This is a genomic window from Burkholderia sp. JP2-270 (genome assembly GCF_003233675.1).
GTDB lineage: Bacteria > Pseudomonadota > Gammaproteobacteria > Burkholderiales > Burkholderiaceae > Burkholderia > Burkholderia pyrrocinia_C.
In genome coordinates, this window is sequence record NZ_CP029826.1 from 880,448 (window position 1) to 903,893 (window position 23,446).

The 23,446-nt window shown below is 66.3% G+C and carries 15 protein-coding genes and 2 pseudogenes; 13 read left to right on the forward strand and 4 right to left on the reverse strand.

All coding sequences use genetic code 11. The annotated features are described in order from the left end of the window. The first annotated feature begins 6 nt into the window (after nucleotides 1-6). The 4 genes from DM992_RS36750 to DM992_RS36765 all read left to right on the forward strand — a co-directional run bounded on the left by DM992_RS36750 (nucleotide 7) and on the right by DM992_RS36765 (nucleotide 4,689). On the forward strand, nucleotides 7-852 hold the full coding sequence (locus DM992_RS36750; protein WP_111021075.1) for a transketolase: 846 nt from the start codon (nucleotides 7-9) through the stop codon (nucleotides 850-852). Beyond that, the gene (locus DM992_RS36755; protein WP_111021076.1) at nucleotides 849-1,847 is read left to right on the forward strand and encodes a transketolase family protein; all 999 of its coding nucleotides are present in this window, start codon (nucleotides 849-851) and stop codon (nucleotides 1,845-1,847) included. Before DM992_RS36750 ends, DM992_RS36755 begins: the two co-directional genes overlap by 4 nt. A 629-nt stretch (nucleotides 1,848-2,476) precedes the next feature. Continuing rightward, on the forward strand, nucleotides 2,477-3,196 hold the full coding sequence (locus DM992_RS36760; RefSeq protein ID WP_111021077.1) for a response regulator transcription factor: 720 nt from the start codon (nucleotides 2,477-2,479) through the stop codon (nucleotides 3,194-3,196). Next, nucleotides 3,196-4,689, forward strand: coding sequence for a HAMP domain-containing sensor histidine kinase (locus tag DM992_RS36765; RefSeq protein ID WP_111021633.1), 1,494 nt, complete (start codon nucleotides 3,196-3,198; stop codon nucleotides 4,687-4,689). The genes DM992_RS36760 and DM992_RS36765 overlap by 1 nt, the downstream gene beginning before the upstream one ends. Nucleotides 4,690-4,717: 28 nt before the next feature. Here DM992_RS36765 and DM992_RS36770 read toward each other — a convergent pair whose 3' ends face one another. After that, a complete protein-coding gene (locus tag DM992_RS36770) occupies nucleotides 4,718-5,818 on the reverse strand; it encodes an AraC family transcriptional regulator (protein WP_111021078.1) in 1,101 nt (366 codons plus the stop codon). A 344-nt stretch (nucleotides 5,819-6,162) separates the two neighbouring features. Between DM992_RS36770 and DM992_RS36775 the strand changes: the two genes are divergently transcribed. The 6 genes from DM992_RS36775 (at nucleotide 6,163) to DM992_RS36800 (ending at nucleotide 14,957) form a co-directional block, all read left to right on the forward strand. Next, entirely contained in the window at nucleotides 6,163-7,797 is a 1,635-nt protein-coding gene (locus DM992_RS36775; RefSeq protein ID WP_111021079.1) for an AMP-binding protein, read from the forward strand. After that, nucleotides 7,797-8,957: an AraC family transcriptional regulator gene (locus DM992_RS36780; protein ID WP_111021080.1), complete on the forward strand. Its 1,161-nt coding sequence runs from the start codon at nucleotides 7,797-7,799 to the stop codon at nucleotides 8,955-8,957. The genes DM992_RS36775 and DM992_RS36780 overlap by 1 nt, the downstream gene beginning before the upstream one ends. A 370-nt stretch (nucleotides 8,958-9,327) precedes the next feature. Continuing rightward, on the forward strand, nucleotides 9,328-11,118 hold the full coding sequence (locus DM992_RS36785) for an acyl-CoA dehydrogenase (protein WP_111021082.1): 1,791 nt from the start codon (nucleotides 9,328-9,330) through the stop codon (nucleotides 11,116-11,118). A 36-nt stretch (nucleotides 11,119-11,154) separates the two neighbouring features. After that, nucleotides 11,155-12,828, forward strand: a complete 1,674-nt coding sequence (locus DM992_RS36790) for an electron transfer flavoprotein-ubiquinone oxidoreductase (protein ID WP_111021084.1) — start codon at nucleotides 11,155-11,157, stop codon at nucleotides 12,826-12,828. Between the two features lie 42 nt (nucleotides 12,829-12,870). Beyond that, on the forward strand, nucleotides 12,871-14,064 hold the full coding sequence (bktB, locus tag DM992_RS36795; RefSeq protein WP_111021086.1) for a beta-ketothiolase BktB: 1,194 nt from the start codon (nucleotides 12,871-12,873) through the stop codon (nucleotides 14,062-14,064). Nucleotides 14,065-14,102: 38 nt separating this feature from the next. After that, nucleotides 14,103-14,957 carry a 3-hydroxybutyryl-CoA dehydrogenase gene (locus tag DM992_RS36800; protein ID WP_111021088.1) on the forward strand — a complete coding sequence of 285 codons (855 nt, stop codon included), beginning with the start codon at nucleotides 14,103-14,105 and terminating at the stop codon, nucleotides 14,955-14,957. A gap of 63 nt (nucleotides 14,958-15,020) precedes the next feature. Here DM992_RS36800 and DM992_RS43605 read toward each other — a convergent pair. Beyond that, a pseudogene (locus DM992_RS43605) lies at nucleotides 15,021-15,131 on the reverse strand (TetR/AcrR family transcriptional regulator); the annotation flags it as partial. A 399-nt stretch (nucleotides 15,132-15,530) separates the two neighbouring features. Between DM992_RS43605 and DM992_RS36810 the strand changes: the two are divergent. From DM992_RS36810 to DM992_RS36820, 3 genes are all read left to right on the forward strand, one after another. Then, nucleotides 15,531-18,986 (forward strand): adenylate/guanylate cyclase domain-containing protein, encoded by a 3,456-nt coding sequence (locus DM992_RS36810; protein WP_111021090.1) that lies wholly within the window; start codon nucleotides 15,531-15,533, stop codon nucleotides 18,984-18,986. Between the two features lie 77 nt (nucleotides 18,987-19,063). Then, nucleotides 19,064-20,113, forward strand: coding sequence for a patatin-like phospholipase family protein (locus tag DM992_RS36815; protein ID WP_111021092.1), 1,050 nt, complete (start codon nucleotides 19,064-19,066; stop codon nucleotides 20,111-20,113). Between the two features lie 63 nt (nucleotides 20,114-20,176). Continuing rightward, entirely contained in the window at nucleotides 20,177-20,791 is a 615-nt protein-coding gene (locus tag DM992_RS36820; RefSeq protein WP_111021094.1) for a hypothetical protein, read from the forward strand. A gap of 57 nt (nucleotides 20,792-20,848) precedes the next feature. Here DM992_RS36820 and DM992_RS42505 read toward each other — a convergent pair. Both DM992_RS42505 and DM992_RS36830 read right to left on the reverse strand, forming a co-directional pair. Continuing rightward, nucleotides 20,849-20,941: pseudogene (locus DM992_RS42505) on the reverse strand (IS5/IS1182 family transposase); the annotation flags it as partial. Nucleotides 20,942-21,007: 66 nt separating this feature from the next. Beyond that, nucleotides 21,008-23,434, reverse strand: a complete 2,427-nt coding sequence (locus tag DM992_RS36830) for a hypothetical protein (protein ID WP_111021096.1) — start codon at nucleotides 23,432-23,434, stop codon at nucleotides 21,008-21,010. Nucleotides 23,435-23,446: the final 12 nt, after the last annotated feature.

A 23,446-nucleotide genomic window follows, 5' to 3' on the forward strand; every position in this document is an offset into this window, starting at 1 on the left:
CTATCGATGGATACCGAAACCATCCATGAAGCGGTCACGCTCGCCGAGCGCGCGTACCGCATCCGAAGAAACGCCGTGCTGATGGGCGAAGTCCAGGGGCAGGGCTATGTCGGCCAGGCGCTCGACATTGCCGACGTGCTGGCCGTCGCGTATTTCGGCGCGATGCGCTATCGCCCCGACGATCCCGAGTGGGAAGGGCGCGACCGCTTCCTGCTGTCGAACGGCCACTACGCGATCGCGCTGTACGCGGCGCTGTTCGAAGCCGGCATCCTGCCGGCCGAGGAACTCGAAACCTACGGCAGCGACGACAGTCGTCTGCCGATGTCGGGGATGGCGAGCTACACGCCGGGCATGGAGATGTCCGGCGGTTCGCTCGGGCAGGGCCTGACGATCGCGGTCGGCCGTTGTCTCGGCCTCAAGCGCAAGGGTTCGGATGCCTTCGTCTATACGCTTTTCTCGGACGGCGAGCTCGACGAAGGCGCGATCTGGGAAGGGCTCATGTCGGCCGCGCACTGGAAGCTCGACAACCTGATCGCGATCGTCGACGTGAACAACCAGCAGGCCGATGGCCCGTCGACGCAAGTCATGGCGTTCGAGCCGCTGGTCGACAAGCTCGAAGCGTTCGGCTGGTATACGCAGCGTGTCGACGGCAACGATATCGACGCGGTAAAGCGCGCGTTCGACAACGCGCGCCGACATGACAAGCCGCAGCCGCGGATCATCGTCTGCGACACGAAGATGGGGCGCGGCGTGCCGTTCCTCGAAGCACGCGAGAAGAGCCATTTCATCCGCGTCGATGCGCACGAGTGGAAACTCGCGCTCGACGCACTCGAAGCAGGGAGACACGCATGAGCACCGCCGACAACAAGCCGCGCCTGAAGACTTCCGCGATGATCGCGTCCATCGCGGCAGAAGGGCAGACTACGCGTCCCGCGCCGTTCGGCCATGCGCTCGCGAAGCTCGCGCGGACGAGCAGCAATGTGATCGGAATGACCGCCGATCTCGGAAAGTACACCGACCTGCACATCTTCGCGAAGGAATTCCCGGAGCGTTACTACCAGATGGGCATGGCCGAGCAGTTGCTGATGGGCGCGGCCGCCGGGTTCGCGCACGAAGGTGCGCAACCGTTCGTCACGACCTATGCGGTATTCGCCACACGCCGTGCATACGACTTCATTCATCAGGCGATTGCCGAGGACAATCTCGATGTGAAGCTGGTGTGCGCGTTGCCGGGACTGACGACCGGCTACGGGCCGAGCCACCAGGCCGCCGAAGATCTGGCGCTGATGCGTGCGATGCCGAACATGACGGTGATCGACCCGTGCGACGCGCTGGATATCGAGCAGATGGTGCCGGCCATTGCTGCGCACAAGGGGCCGGTATACGCACGCCTGCTGCGTGGAAACGTGCCGGCCGTGCTCGATGAATACGATTACCGTTTCGAACTCGGCAAGGCCAAGCTGCTGCGCGACGGCAACGACGTGCTGCTGATCTCGTCCGGGATCATGACGATGCGCGCGCTCGAGGTTGCGAAGGCGCTTGAAGCGGACCGCGTCGATGTGGCCGTGCTGCACGTGCCGACGATCAAGCCGCTCGATACGGCGACCATCGTTCGAGAGGCGGCGCGCAAGGGACGCATGGTGATCGTCGCCGAGAACCATACGGTGATCGGCGGGCTCGGCGAAGCGGTGGCGACTGCGTTGATCGGGGCCGGCGTTGCCGTCCCGTTCCGCCAGATCGCGCTGCCGGATGCGTACCTCGCCGCGGGCGCGTTGCCGACGCTGCACGAGCGCTACGGGATCTCGACCGGCGCGATGCAAGCGAACATCAAGTCGTGGCTCGCGTAGCAGCCTGAAATTCGACTTGTTGAATGACCTTGGCAAACGCCGGGCGACATTTTCGTTTGCCGACCGGAGCCGGGCGATTGCGTCAGGAGGGCTACGACCGCTATCGGAATGCTGTGGCCAAGCACGTCAACGGCGTACTCGAGGGTGACCCCGTTACGTGCATCTCCATTACGCCATCGATTCGGTAGCCGAATCGCCCGCGGTCTTTTCAACGGATGACGCCGCCGGCCATTTCATCTCGGTGTTGTCCTTGAATGTCTCCGGAGTCAGCCGTCGACGGTGCCAGGCAGCGTTGAAACGGCGGGCAGCACGGATTCTGCTCGGAGATCCGCAGACTTCCGCCACCGCTCGCCATGTGCCGCGTCCGCTTTTTTGGTGACTATTTAAGTGTTCGGGCAAGTTGACGCGAATTTCGCTTTAGGGGGCCGGACCGGAAGGCCTTGTGGGTATTGGCTCACAGCACCGGCGCGATTCAAAGTTAAATGAAATGTGAACACTCGCTGCCGCAAAATTTTGCACAATGGCGGCAGCGCGGCCTTGCGCCGCGATTCCCCCGGCAACCGACCATCCCGACAACCGTTGTCGCAACCGTTACCGAACCCGAGCCCGACGTGCCGCCGCCCACCGCCATGGACCATCCGAAACGCATCCTGATCGTCGAGGACGACGCCGACATCGCCGACGTGCTGAGCCTGCACCTGCGCGACGAGCGCTACGAAGTCGTGCACAGCGCGGACGGCGCCGAAGGGCTGCGCCTGCTCGAACAGGGCAACTGGGACGCGTTGATCCTCGACCTGATGCTGCCGGGCGTCGATGGCCTCGAAATCTGCCGGCGCGCGCGCGCGATGACGCGCTATACGCCGATCATCATCACGAGCGCGCGCTCGAGCGAAGTGCACCGGATCCTCGGCCTCGAACTCGGCGCCGACGATTATCTGGCGAAGCCGTTCTCGGTGCTCGAGCTCGTCGCGCGCGTGAAGGCGCTGCTGCGGCGCGTCGATGCGCTCGCGCGCGATTCGCGGATCGACGCGGGCACGCTCGACATCGCCGGGCTGTCGATCGACCCGATCGCGCGCGAGGCGAGCGTCGACGGCGCGCGCATCGACCTCACGCCGCGCGAATTCGACCTGCTGTATTTCTTCGCGCGGCACCCGGGCAAGGTGTTCTCGCGGATGGACCTGCTCAATGCCGTGTGGGGCTATCAGCACGAAGGCTACGAACACACGGTCAACACCCATATCAACCGGCTGCGCGCGAAGATCGAGGCCGATCCGGCCGAGCCCGTGCGGATCCTCACCGTGTGGGGACGCGGCTACAAGCTCGCCGCGCCGGGCCAGCGGGACGCATGATGAAACTCACGCTCACCCAGCGGCTGTCGCTCGTGTTCTCGATCCTGCTGCTCGCGTGTTCCGGCGCGTCGGCGTGGCTGCAGATCCGCGCGAACGACATGCGCGAGAAGGAAGTCGTGCAGGGGCTGTCGCGCGACCTGGCCGCCAACATCGCCAACAGCGCGCCGCTGATGGACGCGAACGGGCTGCGCCCCGACGCCGTGCGCACGCTGTTCGGCCAGCTGATGGGCGTGAACCCGAGCGTCGAGGTGTACCTGCTCGACAACGCGGGGCGGATCAAGGGCGACGATGCGCCGCCCGGCCATGTGAAGCGCGACCGCGTCGACCTTGCTCCCGTGCAGCGCTTCATCGCGGGCCAGCCGCTGCCGATCCTCGGCGACGATCCGCGCAGCCCCGACGCGCGCAAGGTGTTCAGCGCCGCGCCGCTGCAGCGCGCCGGGCAGCCGCCGTCGGGCTATATCTACGTGGTGCTGCTCGGCGAGGCGCACGACCGGCTGGCTGCGCGCGTCGACGCCGGCAACGTGCTGCGCACGACGCTGTGGTCGATGGCGGTCGTCGCGCTGCTCGGCCTGCTCGCGGGCCTCACCGCGTTCAGCTTCATCACGCGGCCGCTGCGCCGGCTGACGGACGCGATGCGCCGTTTTGACGCGCATGGCGTGCCCGACACGCAGCCGCCGGTGCCGCGCTCGCCGCCGGGCCGGCGCGGCGACGAAATCGCGGTGCTCGAATCCGCGTTCGCGCAGATGGCCGACCGGATCGGAGACCAGTGGCGCGCGCTGACGCACCAGGACCAGCAGCGGCGCGAACTGATCACGAACATCTCGCACGACCTGCGCACGCCGCTTACGTCGCTGCACGGCTATCTGGAGACGCTGTCGCTGAAGTCCGACGCGCTTGCCGAACCCGAACGGCGGCGCTACCTGTCGATCGCGCTCGCGCAGAGCGCGAAGGTCGGCCGGCTCGCGCAGGCGCTGTTCGAGCTCGCGCGGCTCGAATCGGGCGGCGTGCAGGCCGAGCGCGAGCCGTTCTCGCTGGTCGATCTCGTGCAGGACGTGTTCCAGAAATTCGAGCTGGCCGCGCAGGCGCGCGGCATCGTGCTGCATGCGCGGATCCCGCCGCGCGTGCCGGTCGTGTCGGCCGATCTCGGGATGATCGAGCGCGTGCTGACCAACCTGCTCGACAACGCGCTGCGACACACGCCCTCGCACGGCGAGGTCGAGGTCGCGCTGGAGCCGCGGGGCGACCGCGTGGTCGTGACCGTGTCGGATACCGGCGAAGGGATTCCGGCGGCGCGCCGCGAAGGTCTGTTCCAGCGGCCGCAGCGGCCGATGAGCGGCGGCACGGTGACGAGCGGCGGGCTCGGCCTGCTGATCGTGCACCGGATGCTGGCGCTCAACGGCAGCAGCATCCGGCTCGTCGATCGGGGCGGGCGCGGCGCGGTATTCGAATTTGCGCTGGCGGTCGCGGCGCCGGCGGCCGGCGACGCACGCTGAAATTCGTCGGCGGCGCCGTCGCCTGCGTTCAGCCGCCGCGCTTGCGCCGCACGTCGCTCGGCGTGGTGCCGGTCCAGCGCTTGAATGCGTGGCGGAATCCGACCGCATCGCTGAAACCGAGCGTCAGCGCGATGTCCTCGATGCTGAGCGTGGTGGTGCCGAGATAGTCGATCGCGAGCGCCTTGCGCACGCTCGTCAGCAGTTCGCTGTACGACGTGCCTTCGGCTTCGAGCTTGCGGCGCAGTGTGCGTGACGTGATGCAGAGGAGGTCCGCGATCGCGTCGATGTCCGGGAAGTGTCCCGGCGTGCGGGTGAGCTCCTGGTAGACGCGTCGCGTGATGCCCGACTGGCTGCGCAATTCGTCGAGCAACTGCGCGCAGTGCGACGATACCTGCGCGGCCGCGATCGGATTCGCGAGCTGCGGCGCGCGTGTCAGCCACGCGGCCGGATAACTGAGCGTGTGGCGCGGCTGGTCGAAGGCGAGCGGGCATTCGAGCGCGTCGGCCAGCAGCGCCGCGTGCGGCGGCTGCGGCTGCGCGAACTGCGCGCGCGCCGGCACGCACCACGCGCCCATCACGTCCTTGATGATCGTCACGTGCAGCGCGAACTGCATGTCGATCAGGAAGCGGTACAGCGCTTCGTCGAGATCGGGCAGCGCGACTTCGTGCCGGTCGGGAAACAGCCACGACGCGGTGTCGCCCTGTTCGACCCAGCGGATCGCGAGCATGCCGTTCGCGAGCCGGTGATACTTGACCGCCGAGTCGAACGCGTGCGCGAGCGATTCCGAACACAGCATCGCGTAGCCGTACATCCCGTAGCTCGACACGTGCAGCAGGCGGCCGACGCGCACGCCGAGATCCGTGCCGTCGTAACGGCCGATCGCGTTGCGCGCGGCGCGCAGGAACTGCTCGGGCGACGTGAGCGTGAACGGATCGGCGACGGCGGCCGGATCGAGGCCCGTGCCGTCGAGCACCGTGGCCGGGTCGAGGCCGGCTTGTGCCGCGACCGCGACGAGCACGGCGAGCTTGGCCGGCGAGAAGCGCTTCTCGCGCAGCGCGTGGGCGGGCGGGGCGTCCGGCAGGCGGTCGGCGCGGGCGGCCGCCGGGTTCAAGAGCGCACTGTGCGGCATGGCGGGTCCTGCGTCCGAATCGATATCGTTGACGGAAAGCAATTCTGAGCGGGAACGGTTCCGGGCGCCACAGGGTTCACCCTGATGCCGGCTGGCGCACGTGGCCTGCTTGCAGGTGCGCGGCCTGACGGATGGGCCTGGCGACCGGCAGGCCACCGGTGTCGTGTCCGTTTCGATCATCTTTTCGGCCGGCCGAATCATTTTCAAAGCGCGCCGCGCGGGCGATAGTCGCCGGTCAGGCGACGGCCCGCGCCACCGAGGCGTGCAGGCCGCCGTGCGAACGGCGCGAGGCCGGCCCGGGGCAGTTCCCGGCCGGGATGTGCGCCGTCCCCCAGGAGCGAGACATGACGAACAGACACTGGACCGGGTCGTACGGCTCGATCCCCGCCGAGATCGACGCCGATCGCCATCCTTCCGTCAGCGCGCTGCTGGACGACGCGATGCGCCGCTTCGCCGATCGTCCGGCATTCCATGCGTTCGGCCGCACGCTGACCTATGCCGACGTCGACCGCCTGTCGAGCGCGCTGGCCGCGTATCTGCAGCAGGTCGCCGGCGTCCGCAAGGGCGACCGCGTGGCCGTGATGCTGCCCAACGTGCTCGCGTTTCCGGTCGTGTTCGTCGCCGTCGCGAAGATCGGCGCGATCCAGGTCAACGTAAACCCGCACTACACCGCGCGCGAGCTCGAGCATCAGCTCAACGACGCGGGTGTCGAGGTCGCCGTGGTGTGCGGCGGGTCGATGGGCACGTTCGCCGACGTGGTCGGCGGCACGCGCGTGCGCACCGTGCTGAGCGTCGGGCGCGGCGATCTCGGTGTGGTCGACGCGCCGGCCGGTGCGTGCGACGCGCTGCCGCCCGGTTCGATCGCGCTCGCGGACGCGATCGCCGCGGGCGAATCGCTCGCATGCGAGCCGGTCGCGCTGGGCGGCGCGGACCTGCTGCTGCTCCAATACACGGGCGGCACGACCGGATTGTCGAAGGGCGCCGCGCTGTCGCACCGCAACCTCGTCGCGAACATCGAACAGTTCGCGGCGATCGTGGCGGACGCGCGGGCGCCGGGCGAGGAAGTCGTCGTCACCGCGATCCCGCTGTACCACATCTTCGCGCTGACGGTGAACTTCCTGTCCTACTTCGCGATCGGCGCGCAGAACTGGCTCGTCGCGAACCCGCGCGACATGGACGCGTTCATCGACGTGCTGAAGGCCGCGCGGCCGACCGTGTTCGTCGGCGTGAACACGCTGTACGCGGGGCTCGCCGGCCATCCGCGCCTGAACGAAGTCGACTGGTCGCGGCTGAAGCTGTCGGCCGGCGGCGGCGCGGCGGTGATCGACGTGATCTCGTCGCGCTGGAAGGCGGTGACGGGCAACTTCATCCGCGAGGGCTACGGGCTGTCGGAAACGTCACCGGTCGTATCGTTCAACCCGCAGTCGATCGACGCGTTCACGGGCACCACCGGCCTGCCGCTGCCGTCGACCGACGTGAAGCTGCTCGACGACCAGGATCGCGAGGTCGCGATCGGCGAAGCGGGCGAGATCTGCGTGAAGGGGCCGCAGGTGATGACCGGCTACTGGCAGAAGCCGGAAGCGAATACGGCCGCGTTCACGGCGGACGGCTATTTCCGCACCGGCGACGTCGGCGTGTTCGACGCAGCCGGCTTCCTGCGGATCGTCGACCGCAAGAAGGACATGATCATCGTGTCGGGCTTCAACGTGTACCCGAACGAGGTGGAAGCCGTCGCGACCGCGCTGCCGGGCGTTGCCGAATGCGCATGCATCGGCGTGCCGGACGCGCGCACGGGCGAGGCAGTCAAGCTGTTCGTGGTGCTGGCGCCCGATGCCGACGTGACGGAGGCGCAACTCGTCGCGCATTGCCGCGCGAGCCTCGCGGCCTACAAGGTGCCGAAACTCGTCCGCTTCGTCGACCGGCTGCCGAAGTCGACGGTCGGCAAGATCCTGCGCCGGGAACTCAGCCGCACCGAATGATGGCGCCGAAGCGCCGCGCGGCCGGGGCTGCGCGGCCCGGCGCGGCGAAGGCCCCGAAGCCGACGCGCGGGCCGCTCAAGTACAATGCGAGCGGTTCGATCGACGGGGACGCGATGACCGGCTCAGATTCACTTTCCGACCAGCCCGGGCGTGCGCTGCCGTCGCCGAGCGCGACGGTGCCGATTTCGCTCGTCAACGGTTTCCTCGCGAGCGCGGGTGCCCAGCGCGACGTGGTCGAACGCTATCTGCGCGGGGCCGGCATTCCGATCGAGCTGCTCGGCGAGCCGCATGCGCGCGTGACGGAGGAGCAGTTCTCGACGCTGTACCGCACGCTCGCGATCGACCTCGACGACGAGATGCCCGGCATCTTCTCGCGCCCGCTGCGCGGCGGCACGCTCAAGTATCTGTGCCTGAGCCTGCTCGATGCGCGCAACCTCGAAACGGCGCTGCATCGCTTCGGCCAGTTCTTCCATATCCTGCTCGACGACTTCTTCGTCGAATCGAAGCGCGACGGTCTCGTCGCACAGGTGCTGCTGCGCCCGAACGAGGCCATCGGCCCGATCGGCGCGCTCGGCCAGGAGCTGATGCTCAAGCTCGTGCACGGCGTGTGTTCCTGGCTGATCGGGCAGAAGATCCCGCTGCTGCAGATCGAGTTCGCGTGCCCGCGGCCGCGCCATGCGGTCGAGCACCTGTACTTCTTCACCGGCTCCGTGCAGTTCGACTGCGAGCGCACGCTGATGCGCTTCAGCGCGGACTACCTCGACGCACCGATCCGGCAGAGCAAGCGCAACCTGCGCAAGTTTCTCTCGCGCGCGCCCGGCGACTGGATCTTCGAATCGTTCAGCGAACAGCTCGTGTGCCATCGCGTGCGGCAATACCTGTCTGCGGCGCTGCCCGACCTGCCCGTGATCGACCAGGCGGCCGAGCATCTTCATTGCTCGGTGCGCACGCTGAGCCGCCACCTTGCCGCCGAAGGCACGACGTTCCAGGTGCTCAAGGACGAACTGCGGCGCGACATCGCGATCCAGCGGCTGATCGGCACGCCCGACACGATCGCGGCGATCGGCGCCGATATCGGCTTCGACGATCCGAGCGCGTTTCATCGCGCGTTCCGGCACTGGACGGGGAGTACGCCGGGGACGTATCGGCGGCGCGCGTAGCGCGTTCTTTCAAGGCGGCTCCCATAACCGGCTTCCTTCGTTCGCTCCCATGGCCGGCTCCCATAGGCGATTCCCATAACCGGCTCCCGTTGCCGCCGGCATGCCGCGCCGCTTCGGCCCCACCGGCCGGCACATCGATTGCTCACCGTTTTCATCGAAACCGGCTCCGGCCAAACCCTTATCCAGCTGGCCGTTTCCGGCCGCGCCCATGCATCCCGTGGCCGATTTTGTCACCATGTGGGCCGGATATGACAACGGCAATCGGCCATCGCGGCATTACGATGGGTCACGTCGTCGCCCGGGGCCGGCCGGTCTTGCCGTACCGGCCCGGTAGCGCGCCTCATTCACCGCCTGATTTGGAACATCGACCATGAGCTATAACGCCCCCGTCAAGGACATGCTGTTCGTGCTGAAGGAACTCGCGGGTATCGACGCCGTCGCGCAGTTGCCGGGCTTCGAGGATGCCGGTTACGACACGGCGCAGGCCGTGCTCGACGAGTCCGCGAAATTCTGCGGCGAGGTGCTGGCGCCGCTGAACGTCGAAGGCGACCGCAACCCGAGCAGCTGGAAGGACGGCGTCGTGACCGCGACGCCGGGCTTCGCGCAAGCGTTCCGCCAGTTCGTCGAAGGCGGCTGGCAGGGGCTGCAGCATCCGGCCGAGTACGACGGCCAGGGGCTGCCGAAGCTGATCGCGACGCCGTGCATCGAGATGCTGAACGCGTCGAACCTGTCGTTCGCGCTGTGCCCGCTGCTGACCGACGGCGCGATCGAGGCGCTGCTGACAGCCGGCACCGACGAGCAGAAGCAGCGCTACGTGCCGAAGCTGATCTCCGGCGAATGGACCGGCACGATGAACCTGACCGAGCCGCAGGCGGGCTCCGATCTGGCGCTGGTGCGCTCGCGCGCGGAGCCGCAGGGCGACGGCACGTACAAGGTGTTCGGCACGAAGATTTTCATCACGTGGGGCGAGCACGACATGGCGGACAACATCGTCCACCTGGTGCTGGCGCGCACGCCGAACGCGCCGGAAGGCGTGAAGGGCATCTCGCTGTTCATCGTGCCGAAGTTCATGGTCAACGAGGACGGCTCGCTGGGCGCGCGCAACGACGTGCACTGCGTGTCGATCGAGCACAAGCTCGGGATCAAGGCGAGCCCGACCGCGGTGCTGCAATACGGCGACCATGGCGGCGCGATCGGCTATCTGGTCGGCGAGGAGAACCGTGGCCTCGAATACATGTTCATCATGATGAACGCGGCGCGCTTCGGGGTCGGCATGCAGGGGATCGGCGTGGCCGACCGTGCGTACCAGAAGGCGGCGGCGTTCGCGAAGGAACGCGTGCAGAGCCGCCCGGTCGATGGTTCGGCGAAGCAGTCGGTGACGATCGTCCATCACCCGGACGTGCGCCGGATGCTCGGCACGATGCGTGCGCTGACCGAAGGCGCACGGGCGCTGGCGTATGTGGCAGCCGCGCACAGCGACATTGCCCACCGCCATTCGGACGAGGCGACGCGCGGCCGTCATCAGGCAATCTACGAGTATCTGGTGCCGGTCGTGAAGGGCTGGAGCACGGAGATGGTGAACGACGTGGCGAGCCTGGGCGTGCAGGTGCACGGCGGGATGGGCTTCATCGAGGAGACGGGCGCGGCGCAGTACTACCGCGATGCGCGGATCCTGGCGATCTACGAAGGGACGACGGCGATCCAGGCGAACGACCTGGTGGGCCGCAAGACGATGCGCGACGGCGGCGCGGTGGCGAAGGCGCTGATCGCGGAGATCGGCGACACGGTGGCGGCGCTGGGCAAGCTGGACGGCGCGGCGGCCGCGTCGATGAAGGTGCAGCTGGAAAAGGGCGCGCGCGCGCTGTCGTCGGTGGTGGACTACGTGGTGGCGAACGTGAAGCAGGATCCGAACGCGGTGTTCGCGGGCAGCGTGCCGTATCTGAAGCTGGCGGGCGTGGTGCTGTGCGGGTGGCAGATGGCGCGCGCTCTGGTGGCGGCGCAGGCGAACCGCGCGAGCGACCCGGCGTTCTTCGACGCGAAGATCGCGATCGCGCAATGCTATGCGGAGCACATTCTCGTGCAGGCCGGCGCGCTCGAAGCGTCGATCGTCGGCGCGAAGGGCAACGAGAGCGTGCTCGCGTTGACGGAAGACCAGTTCTGACCGGCTGACGGTCGGGACGCAGGAGGAGACAGGATTTTGACCACACAGGACTTGCTCGCGCAATACGGCCCGCGCGAATCGATGGAATACGACGTCGTGATCGTCGGCGGCGGCCCCGCCGGGCTGTCGGCGGCGATCCGGCTCAAGCAGCTGGCCGCCGAGAAAGGCACCGAGATCGGCGTGTGCGTGCTCGAGAAGGGTTCCGAGATCGGCGCGCACATCCTGTCGGGCGCGGTGATGGACCCGCGCGCGATCACCGAACTGTTTCCCGACTGGAAGGAACGGGGCGCGCCGCTCACCGTCGAGGTGACGGAAGACCGCTTCCTGTTCCTGTCCGAGAAGAGCGCGGTGACGACGCCGAACTGGGCGCTGCCCGAGAACTTCAAGAACCACGGCAACTACGTGATCTCGCTGGGCAACGTCACGCGCTGGCTGGGCCAGCAGGCCGAAGCACTCGGTGTCGAGATCTTCCCGGGCTTCCCGGCGGCCGAGATTCTCTATAACGACGACGGTTCCGTGAAGGGCGTCGCCACCGGCAACATGGGTGTGGGCAAGGACGGCGAGCCGACCGAGAACTTCCAGCTCGGCATGGAGCTGCACGCGAAGTACACGTTGTTCGCCGAAGGCTGCCGCGGCCATCTGGGGCGCCAGCTGATCTCGAAGTTCAAGCTCGATGCGAACGCCGATCCGCAGGCGTACGGGATCGGCATCAAGGAGCTGTGGGAAATCGATCCCGCGAAGCACAAGCCGGGCCTCGTGATCCACACGGCCGGCTGGCCGCTGAAGTCCGATACCTACGGCGGCTCGTTCCTGTATCACATGGACAACAACCAGGTCGTGGTCGGCTTCGTGGTGGGCCTCGGCTACACGAACCCGTACCTGTCGCCGTTCGAGGAATTCCAGCGCTACAAGACGCACCCGTCGATCCGCGCGTTCCTGGAAGGCGGCAAGCGCGTGTCGTACGGTGCGCGCGCGATCACCGCGGGCGGGCTGCTGTCGCTGCCGAAGACGGTGTTCCCGGGCGGCGCGCTGATCGGCGACGACGCGGGTTTCCTGAACGCATCGCGGATCAAGGGCAGCCACGCGGCGATCAAGACCGGCATGCTGGCGGCCGACGCCGCGTTCGACGCGGTGCAGGCCGGCCGCCAGAGCGACGAGCTCAACGCATACCCGGACGCGTTCAAGCAGTCGTGGCTGTACACGGAGCTGTACCGCGCGCGCAACTTCAAGCAGTGGATGGCCAAGGGGCTGTACCTGGGCACGCTGATGGTCGGGCTCGAGCAGAAGCTGATGGGCGGCAACGTGCCGTGGACGCTGCATCACCAGCACGCGGACCACGAGATGCTGAAGCCGGCGTCGCAGTGCGAGCCGATCGAGTATCCGAAGCCGGACGGCAAGCTGACGTTCGACCGGCTGTCGTCGGTGTTCATCTCGAACACGAATCACGAGGAGAACCAGCCGGCGCACCTGACGCTGAAGGATGCGAGCGTGCCGGTGAACGTGAACCTGCGCACGTACGCGGGGCCGGAGGGGCGCTTCTGCCCGGCGGCGGTGTACGAGTTCGTGAAGAACGACGACGGCAGCGATCGGCTGGTGATCAACGCGCAGAACTGCGTGCACTGCAAGACCTGCGACATCAAGGACCCGACGCAGAACATCGTGTGGGTCACGCCCGAAGGCGGCGGCGGGCCGAATTATCCGAACATGTAATGCATCAGCGCGCATGCGCGCGCGAACGAACCGGAGCAGACGATGAGCAATGCAGCGAAAGAAGTCGTGGTGGTGAGCGGTGTCCGTACCGCGATCGGTGATTTCGGCGGCAGCCTGAAGGATTTCTCGCCGACCGACCTCGGTGCGAAGGTCGTGCGCGAAGTGCTGTCGCGCGCGAACGTGCCGGGCGATGCGGTCGGGCATGTCGTGTTCGGCCACGTCGTGAACACGGAGCCGAAGGACATGTATCTGTCGCGCGTCGCGGCGATCGACGGCGGCGTCGCACGGCACACGCCCGCGATGAACGTGAACCGGCTGTGTGGTTCGGGCCTGCAGGCGATCGTGTCGGCCGCGCAGACCATCATGCTCGGCGATGCCGACGTCGCGATCGGCGGCGGGGCGGAGAGCATGAGCCGCGCGCCGTACACCGTGCCGGCCGCGCGCTTCGGCCAGCGCATGGGCGACGGCAAGCTCGTCGACATGATGCTCGGCGCGCTGCACGACCCGTTCCAGACGATCCACATGGGCGTGACGGCCGAGAACGTCGCGCGCAAGTACGACATCTCGCGCGACGCTCAGGATGCGCTCGCGCTCGAATCGCATCGTCGCGCGGCGCGTGCGATCGCGGAAGGGCGCTTCAAGGATCAGATCCTGCCGATCTCGATCCGCACGAAGAAGGGCGAGGTCGCGTTCGACACCGACGAGCACGTGCGTCACGACGCGAGCGCAGACGATTTCACGAAGCTGCGCCCGGTGTTCGCGAAGGAGAACGGCACCGTGACGGCCGGCAACGCATCGGGCATCAACGATGCGGCTGCGGCCGTGCTGATGATGAGCGCGGACGCCGCGCGCGCGCAGGGCGTGAAGCCGCTCGCACGCCTCGTCGCGTATGCGCACGCGGGCGTCGATCCGGCCTATATGGGCATCGGTCCCGTGCCGGCCACGCAGAAGGCGCTCGAACGCGCAGGCCTGAAGATCGCCGACCTCGACGTGATCGAGGCGAACGAGGCGTTCGCTGCACAGGCCTGCGCGGTCACGCAGGAGCTCGGCCTCGATCCCGCGAAGGTCAACCCGAACGGGTCGGGCATCTCGCTCGGCCACCCGATCGGCGCGACCGGTGCGTTGATCACGGTCAAGGCGCTGTACGAGCTGAAGCGCATCGGCGGGCGTTACGCGCTCGTGACGATGTGTATCGGCGGCGGCCAGGGGATTGCTGCGATCTTCGAGAACATCTGATAATCGGACACTCAGCACCCGAACACACAGGAAATTTCATGGCCATCGAAATCGTCGGCGTCGTGGGCGCCGGAACCATGGGCAACGGCATTGCGCAGACCGCCGCCGTTGCGGGACTCAACGTCGTGATGATCGACGTCAGCGATGCCGCGCTCGACAAGGGCATCGCGACGCTGAAGGGCAGCCTCGAGCGGCTCGTGTCGAAGGACAAGCTCGACGCGGCCGCACGCGACGCGGCGCTGGCGCGCATCACGACATCGACCGACTACGCGAAGCTCGCGTCGGCCGACATCGTGATCGAAGCCGCGACCGAGAACGTCGAGCTGAAGGGCCGCATCCTGAAGCAGATCGAGGCCGTCGCGCGGCCCGACGCGATCATCGCGACCAACACGTCGTCGATCTCGATCACCGCGCTCGCGGCGCCGCTCGCCGATCCGGCACGCTTCGTCGGCATGCACTTCTTCAACCCGGTGCCGCTGATGCCGCTCGTCGAGATCATCCGCGGGCTGCAGACGAGCGACGCGACCGCGTCGGCCGTGCGCGAGCTGACCGAGCGTTTCGACAAGTCGCCGATCGGCGTGCGCAATTCGCCGGGCTTCGTCGTGAACCGGATCCTCGTGCCGATGATCAACGAGGCGTTCTTCGTGCTGGCCGAAGGCATCGCATCGGCCGAGGAGATCGACGCGGGGATGAAGCTCGGCGCGAACCACCCGATCGGGCCGCTCGCGCTGGCCGACCTCGTCGGCCTCGACGTGTGCCTCGCGGTGATGGACGTGTTCGTGAAGGACTTCGGCGATCCCAAGTATCGTGCGTGCCCGCTGCTGCGCGAGATGGTGTCGGCAGGGCGGCTCGGGCGGAAGACGGGGCGCGGGGTGTACGACTACAGCAAGTAAGCGGCAAACCATGCCACTTCGTCGCGGCCGCCTCAGGGCGGCCGCGCGCATTGAGCGGTGCGATTACGCGTCCGGCACCGCCAGATCCCGCGGCAGCATCGGCTTGAACATCGTGAGGATCTGCCGCGCCGTCTTCGGCGGCGGCGTGATCGCGTGGCGCACGGCCGCCGCGCGCGTGTTTTTCACCGCGGGGATTGCGGCGCGGTAGTGTCGCGCCGGACACGCGCTACGCATGAAACGCCGACTGGTGTGAGACAGGCAGTTGAGCGGGCGGGGACGATGACGTTCCGATTCGTGCCACGGTTCGAACGGCCGCTCCCTGATGTCGTGCAAGCCGTGCCCAATTGATCGACAGCGGCGCCGAATGCGGGCGCTCGGCCATGCTCCGATCGTCGAGCGTCGCACGCCGCGCCTTTCGAACTGGCGCTGATGTTTCTCGACCACTGCATCTACTATCGTCGAGCCATTGGTTTCTTCGCTTGCCGGCATGCATGATCACGCTCGCCGGCCTGAATACCCGCAGATAGTGGCGCATAATGTTTCGATGTCGACCCTTGGCAGGAAGAGGGTTTTATGCGCTGCACAATATGCGGGTCCGAGAATCCTCCGGGTGCGAGGGTCTGCCTGGAGTGTCAGGCCGTGCTGTCCCACCCTTGTCCGCAATGCGGACATGAGGCCGAGCCGGCAGCCCGCTTCTGCAGCAATTGCGGGACGTCGCTGGCTACACCCGCCGCTGCGCCGTCATTTTCTCGACCATCGGGTCGAGAGCCGCCGCCAACCCCCATTCATTACACGCCCGATCATCTTGCCGAGCGGATTCGTGCCGAACACGCGGCCATGGAAGCGCGCGGCGAGCCTGCTGGCGAGCGCAAGACCGTTACTGCGCTGTTTGCCGACATGGCCGGGTCGACCGCGTTGATCCACGATCTCGATCCCGAAGTGGCGCATCGCTTGATCGTGCCCGTGGTCGAGCTGATGATGGAAGCCGTCCATTACTACGAAGGGTACGTAGCGAAATCGCTCGGCGATGGCATTCTCGCGCTGTTCGGCGCACCGATCGCCCACGAAGACCATGCGCAGCGAGCGCTTTTCGCTGCATTGCGCATGCAGCAGGCGATGCGGCAGCATGGCGACCGCATTCGTCTGCAGGAAGGCATTCCTCTGCAAATTCGCGTCGGCGTTCATACGGGCGAGGTCGTCGTCCGTGCCATCCGCACCGACGACTTGCACACCGAATACGATCCGCTCGGACATACGATCCACATCGCGTCGAGGATCGAGGGAATTGCCGCGCCCACGTCAATTCTCGTCAGCGAGTCCACCCATAAACTGGCCGAAGGCTATTTCGAGTTCAACGCGCTGGGGGCAACGCAACTCAAGGGAATTCCTGCGCCACTGTGCGTATACGAAGTGCTGGGCCTGGGGGCGTTGCGCACGCGCCTGCAACTGGCGGCGCATCGCGGTCTCGCGCGGTTCGTCGGCCGAGAAGCGGAAATGGAACACCTGAACCGGGCGCTGGAGGAAATGAGGGGCGGGCACGGGCGCGTGGTTGGCGTGGTGGGGGAAGCGGGGGTCGGAAAGTCTCGCCTTTTTCACGAGTTCAAGGAGCGTTCACGGCGTGGCGCGCTGGTGCTGGAGACGTTTTCGGTCTCGCACGGCAAGGCGTTTCCCAATTTGCCGCTCATCGAACTCCTGAAGAACTATTTCCAGATCACGACGCAGGACGACGAGCGGCGCTGCCGGGAAAAGGTCATCGGCAAGGCGCTCGCGCTCGAGCGCGGCTTCGAGGACCTCGTGCCATACGTCCTCTATCTGCTTGGAATCGGCGAGGGCGGGGCGATACTGGTCGAGATGGATCCGCAGATCCGGCGCGATCGTACCTTCGACGCGATCAGGAAGCTTCTCGCGCGAGAGAGCCGGAATCAGCCGGTTCATTTGCTGTTCGAGGATCTGCAATGGCTGGACCGTGAGACGGAAGCCTTCCTCACATACCTGGTCGACCATGTGCCGGACGAGCGAATCCTCCTTTTGGTGAACTACAGGCCCGAGTATCAGCCCGCGTGGGACGGCGCGGTTCATTGCAGCAAAATCCGTCTCGAACCGCTTGGTCCATCCGATGCTCAAGGACTGCTTACGGCGCTGCTCGGTGAAGATCGCACACTCGTGCCTCTAAGGCAGCTCATTCTGGAGAAGACGGAAGGCAACCCGTTTTTCATGGAGGAAGTGGTCCAGACGCTTGTCGAAGAGAAATCGCTGCTCGGCGATGCCGGGCATTACCGCATCGTGGAGACCCCGGCGACACTGCACATTCCCACCACCGTGCAGGGCGTGCTGGCTGCCCGGATCGATCGGCTTCCCATCGAGGAAAAGGAACTGCTACAGGCGCTCGCAGTGATAGGCCACGAGTTTCCGTTCAGCCTGATCCGGCGAATCTGCAGCGAAGCACCGACGCGGGACGACGAACTGCGTCGTCTGCTCGCACATCTGGAAGCCGCGGAGTTCATCTACGAGCGACCCGCCTTTCCCGAGGTCAATTATTCATTCAAGCACGCGCTGACTCAGGAAGTGGCCGGGCGCTCGTTGCTCACGGAGCGGCGTACCACACTGCACGAGCGCACTGCGCAGGCGATCGAGGTGCTGTTCCCGACGCGCATCGCCGATTACTGCAGCGAACTTGCGCACCACTACAGTCAGAGCGGAAATATTCCCAAGGCTGTCGAATATCTGCATCGCGCGGCGCAGCAGGCGCTACGTCATGCTGCCCACCCCGATGCAATGAATCACCTCGGCGCGGCGCTTGCGCTGCTCAAGCGTTTGCCGGATACACCCATGCATGCGCATTGGGAACTGACGCTGCTGCTTTCCCTTGGGCCGGTCTTGATGGATGTCCGTGGGTATGGCGCGACAGAGGTGGGCGTGACATACAGGCGTGCGCTCGAGTTATGCGAGCGGACCGGCGACGCGTCGCAACGCTTTGCGACGCAGTTGGGCTTGCGGATACACCATGTGGTGCGCGGCGAGTATGCAATCGCGACCGATCTGAGCAACCGGATGCTCGGTACTGCCCGGGATGCGAACGATCCAGGCATGCTCGTGGAGGCACATGGTGCGCTGGGTGTGTGTTTTTTTCTGCAGGGCGATTTCGGTGCTGCTCGCGCAAACCTGGAACAGGCCTGTGCGATCTACGATCCGAAGCAGCATCAGGCACACGTCTTCGCACACGGGGTGGATCCCGGTATTCGGGCGCTCAATTACCTCGTATTGACTTTGTGGTTTCAGGGATATCCGGAACAAGCGCTCAAACGCAGCACTGAAGCACTCACGCTCGCGCAGGGCCTTTCTTACGGGCCATCTCTGGCGTTCAGTCTTACCTACGCAGCCCACTTGCATCAACTGCGGAGGGAGCCGGTGCTTGCCGGCGAGCGTGCAGATGCGGTCATTGCCGTATCGACCGAGCACGGATTGCCTTACTGGCTCGCGTGGGGGACGCTTCTGCGAGGCTGGGTGACGAGCGAGCAAGGAAACATCCGGGACGGAATCGCGCAGATGCGGCTGGGCCTCGATGCGCAGCGGGCAGCTGGCGGCGAAGACCTGCGGCCATATTCTCTCGCGTTGCTCGCCGACAGTTACTGGCGTGCGGGTGACAAGAAGGCAGCACGAGACACGCTGGAAGAGGCGGTGGCGATCGTCGAGAAATCCGGTGAGCATTGCTACGAAGCCGAGCTCTGCCGGCTCACGGGAGTCTATCTGGCCGGAGAGGCGATCAAGGACGGCACCGCACCTGCACGCGATAACGAAGCCCTGGACTGTTTTCACCGAGCGATCGCGCGCGCGCGCCGGCAGGGTGCCAGAGCGCTGGAATTGCGAGCAGCGTCGGACCTTGCGAGGCTGTTGCAATGGCAGGGGCAGACGGTGGAGGCAAAGCGGGCGCTGTCCGAGGTGTACGGCTGCTTCACGGAAGGATTCGACACGAGCGACCTGCGAGAGGCGAAGGCGCTGCTGGATGCTTTGGACGCGCGCGCGGGATGAATGGACCTGCGGTGCACGACGACGTATCGTCCATTACCTGCCGCTGCTCCGCATGACGGAGAGCTGGGGAGACGGGCATGACAATCACGCACACGAGACGCCGCAATGATGGACCGCGCAAACAGATCGCGCTGGCTCTGCAGGGGGGCGGGATGCACGGTGCCTTTACCTGGGGTGTGCTTGACAGTCTGCTCGAAGACAGCAGGCTCGAAATAGAGGGTGTCAGTGCAACCAGCGCAGGCGCGATGAACGCCGCTGTACTCGCATACGGGCTTCAAAAAGGCGGCGAAGACGGTGCGCGCCAGGCACTGCACGACTTCTGGCAGGCAGTCGCGCAATCGGCGGAGCGCTACAACCCGCTGCGTTGGGTGCCCTGGCTGAAGGGCACGCACAGCTTCGGGCTCGATCATTCGCCGCTTTATGCATTCGCCGACATGATGCTGCGTGTTTTCTCGCCCTATCAGTTCAATCCGAACAACCTGAACCCGCTTCGCGAAGTGCTCGAAAGCCAGGTCGATTTCGACGCGCTGCGCAAGCACTGTCCGATCCGGTTATACCTGTGCGCAACCAATGTCGAAACGGGGAAAATACGCATCTTCACGGGAGAGGATGTCAGTGCAGACGCGGTACTTGCGTCGGCATGCGTGCCGACACTGTTCCAGGCAGTCACGATCGATGGTGAGTACTACTGGGATGGCGGTTACATGGGTAATCCGGCCATCTATCCTCTCATCTACAATTGCGCGACGCGCGACGTCGTGATCGTGCACATCAATCCGCTCGTGCGCCGCGGTGTGCCGATCACGGCTGCGGAGATTCTCAACCGTATCAGCGAGATCAGTTTCAATTCGTCGCTGATGCGCGAGATGCGGGCGATCTCGTTTGTCACCGACCTGATCCGGCAAGGCACGATAAAGCCTGGCGAGATGAAGGAAATGCTGATCCATTCCATTCGCGCCGACGACGCTCTGTGTGCGTTGAGCGTATCGAGCAAGTACAACGCGGATTGGGGTTTTCTCAGCGAACTGCATGACTACGGGCGACGCGAAGCGGATACGTGGCTCGCGCATCACTATGGAAACATCGGACAGCGGTCGAGTATCGACATCCGCAGTGAATTTCTCTGAGCGCATCGCGGTAATGTCGGCATCGGGCGATCACGCGCAGCCGTCCCGGGCCAGGGAGCGAACGTGAACCGGACGCGGGCGCGGTTCGTCGCATTGTGGTCGCGCAGCGGCGGGACACATGCCGAGGATGTCTATCGCATGCTGGCGCGATGCTATATGGAGCCGGCGCGCCATTACCATACGCTCACGCATGTACGGCGATGTTTGCGTCATCTCGATCTTGCGCGCGACTCGATTCCCGAACCGGACGCCGTCGAGCTCGCGCTCTGGTTCCATGACGTGATTTTCGTTCCGGGCGCGCAAGATAACGAGCAGCGTAGCGCGGACTGGTTCAGACGCCAGGCAGGGGAGCGAATCCGCGCGTGCGACCGTATCTGCGCGATGATTCTCGCGACGACCCACTTGGGCATTGCCGCAGAACTGGATACCCGTTTCGTATGCGACATCGACCTGGCGGTGCTTGGCGCTTCTCGCAGCCGCTTTCGCGAAGACGGCCGGCACCTCCGGGCGGAGCGCCCCGATCTTGACGACCGGGCTTACGACCTTCATGAACGGACGATTCTTCGCGGGCTACTCGCACGCCCGCGCATCTATCTGACGGATTTCTTCTACACGTGCTGCGAGACGCGAGCGCGCAGAAATTTGAGCTGGCGGCTGGGCTTCCCGAGTCCGGAATAGCCGCGACAGGCTGCTGTCGGCGTTCGCAATCGGCGCTGGCGGTGCGATCGTCGAGCTGCGTCCGCGGCATCGCGTCCGGCGTGGCTTCGGTGATGGCAGCCGCGGTTGGATCAGTGACCACGATTCGTCATCGAGTATCGGTTTTGCGATGGCCGCCTCGTCGGCGAAACAACGAAGAGGTTGACCGAGCATGCCGCGGGTGAACAGCCACTCAGGTCATTTTGTTGGAGCTTCTTGGTCGAACGTGATGAACTGCGCCGACGACCACACCTTGCTGTCGTTGCGCTGCCGTCCGAAGAAATACACGGGACGGCATCCGAACGGCGCATTGCCGGGCGCCACGTCGATGCTGCCTGCGAGATCGACGGGCAGCGGCTGGTCGGTCAGCCGCTCGACCGCGACGAACAGCTCGGTGCCGCCGAGCGCATGCGCTGCCGCGCCGCGCGCGAGCAGTTCCGCGCCGCTGATTTCGAAGCGGAACGCGGGCGCATGCACGAACGGATTGCGCTGCAGCGGATCGCCGACCTTGGCGAAGCCGTCGATCGTGCCTTCGACCATGATCGTCGCGGCGGCGAGATTGCCGACGTCGAGTTCGATACTGTCGGCATCGCCGTAGGTGTCGCTGCGGAACTCTACGTCGGTCGCGCCGGTGCGCCATGCCGACTCCTCGACGTGCTCGAACCCGCTCGATCCGAATCGATGGATCGTGCCGTTGACGATGCGGATCCGGCCGCGCCATGCGGCCCAGCGGTAGCGATCGCGAATGCGCGCGCCGCCCCAGCGGACACGAATCAGGCGCTCGGCGTAGCCGAGTTCGGCATGCAGGTCGCGCTCCCACAGCAGGCCGTCGTGATCGTATGCGGCCACGTATTCCCAGCCCGACTGGCCGAGCAGCCGGTAGTCGAGCCGCGCGGGCCCGCGGTGTGTAAACGCGTCGCCTTGCCAGTGATCGCCGCAGCGCACGAGCAGCGCGCTGTGCTCGCCGGTGGTCGCCCACGTGCGGCGCGCGCGCAGCGCTTCGCCGACGCGCTTCCGGTCGAGCGCGGGCGCGAGCACGCCGGTCAACCCGCCGTGCACGCCGAACACCTGCACGCCGGGCGCGCCGCCGCCCGGCCGGCCGCGATGCTCGTCGCCGCTGGCCGCTACGCCAAGTCGGTAGCCGCGCGCGATCACGTCCTGGTACAGCCAGCCGAAATGCCCCCATGACGACGCGATCTCGACGAGCCGCTCGAGCTCAGGATGGTGCCAGTCGGGGATGTAGCGGCGGCCGCCGACATGCGGCATCACCAGATGCTGCGCGGCATCGTCCGCATAAGCGTCCCACAGTTCCTCGACGGGCCAGCGGCCGAGTTCGACCGCATGGCCCTTCATGTCCTCGTTCCAGACCAGCGTGCGGTTGTGTTCGCCGCGCGCGTTGTACGGAAAATCCGGCCGCGCGTCGCCGAGAAACACGACGTTGTGGTCGCCGCCCGCGGTCGAGCTGCCGCACCATTCCTGCACCGGATAGACGACGAAGCGGCCGGGCTCGTTGAAGCGCTCGACCGCATCGACGCCGAGCTGCCAGTTCTCGTCGGTGATCTGGAAATCGTTCGCCGTATAGCCGAGCACGTCGATGCCGCCGATGTCGCGCGCATAGCGCGCATTGTATTCGGGGCTGTTGGTGCCGACCGTGTCGTGCGCATGGACGTGCAGGTCCGCATACAGCGCGCGCGGCGCGGGCAGCGACGCGTCGACCGTGAGCCACGCTTCGGCCGCGCGCACGTCCGGCCGCGCGGGCACGGCGGCCACGATGCGCAGCGTGCCCGCATCGGTCGGCAGGTCGTCGAGCGCGGCGCTCGCGAACCCCGCGTCGGGCAGCGCGTGCTCGCGCCGGTAGACGGCTTCGCCGCGTGCGTCGTATGCGGTCACGCGTACCGCGCCGCCGACGTCGCGGCACGCATTGCCCCAGCGGTCCTGCAGAGACAGCCGGAACGGCGCGCGCGTGCCCGGCTGCACGAAGCGCGGGCCGTTCAGCAGCACGTCGGACGGCGCGCCGGCGCGGATGTCGATCGATACGTCGCCGGGCACCGCGACGAAGCGCGACGTGCCAAGCGGATCGACGTAGAGCCGGAAGCGGAAGTTGTCCTCGGCGAAGGTCTGCACGCGCGTGCCGGGGCCGCGGCGGCGGTCGCCGAGGCGGATCACGATCCGGTCGCCCGCATTGACGTAACCGTCGACGACATCGACGATCACGGCTTTCTGGAACGGCCGCTCGTGCCCCTTCTGGTCGAAGCGCACGTTCAGCGCCTGCACCGTGGCCGGGCTCTGGCCTGGCACGAGCGGCGCGGCGTGGTATTCGGCGCTGATGTAGTTGGCCGCGCTCGGGTCGCTCGTCTGGAACAGCGCCCAATCCGAATAGAACTTGAAGGTGGCTTTCAGCCAGCCGCCGTCGGCGATGCCGGACGAGCCGACTTCGTAATCGAGCACGATCTCGCTCCATTCGCCGGCTTCGACGCGCGCGACATTGCATTGCACGCGCCCGGCGAACGGCAGGCGCTTGTGGCGTTCGTACAGGCCTGCGGGCGCTACGTGCGGGCCGAGGCGGTCGCGCAGCGCGGTGGCGCGCGCATCAACGGTATCGAGAGCTTCGTTGGCTTTGTTCATCGGGAATTTGAA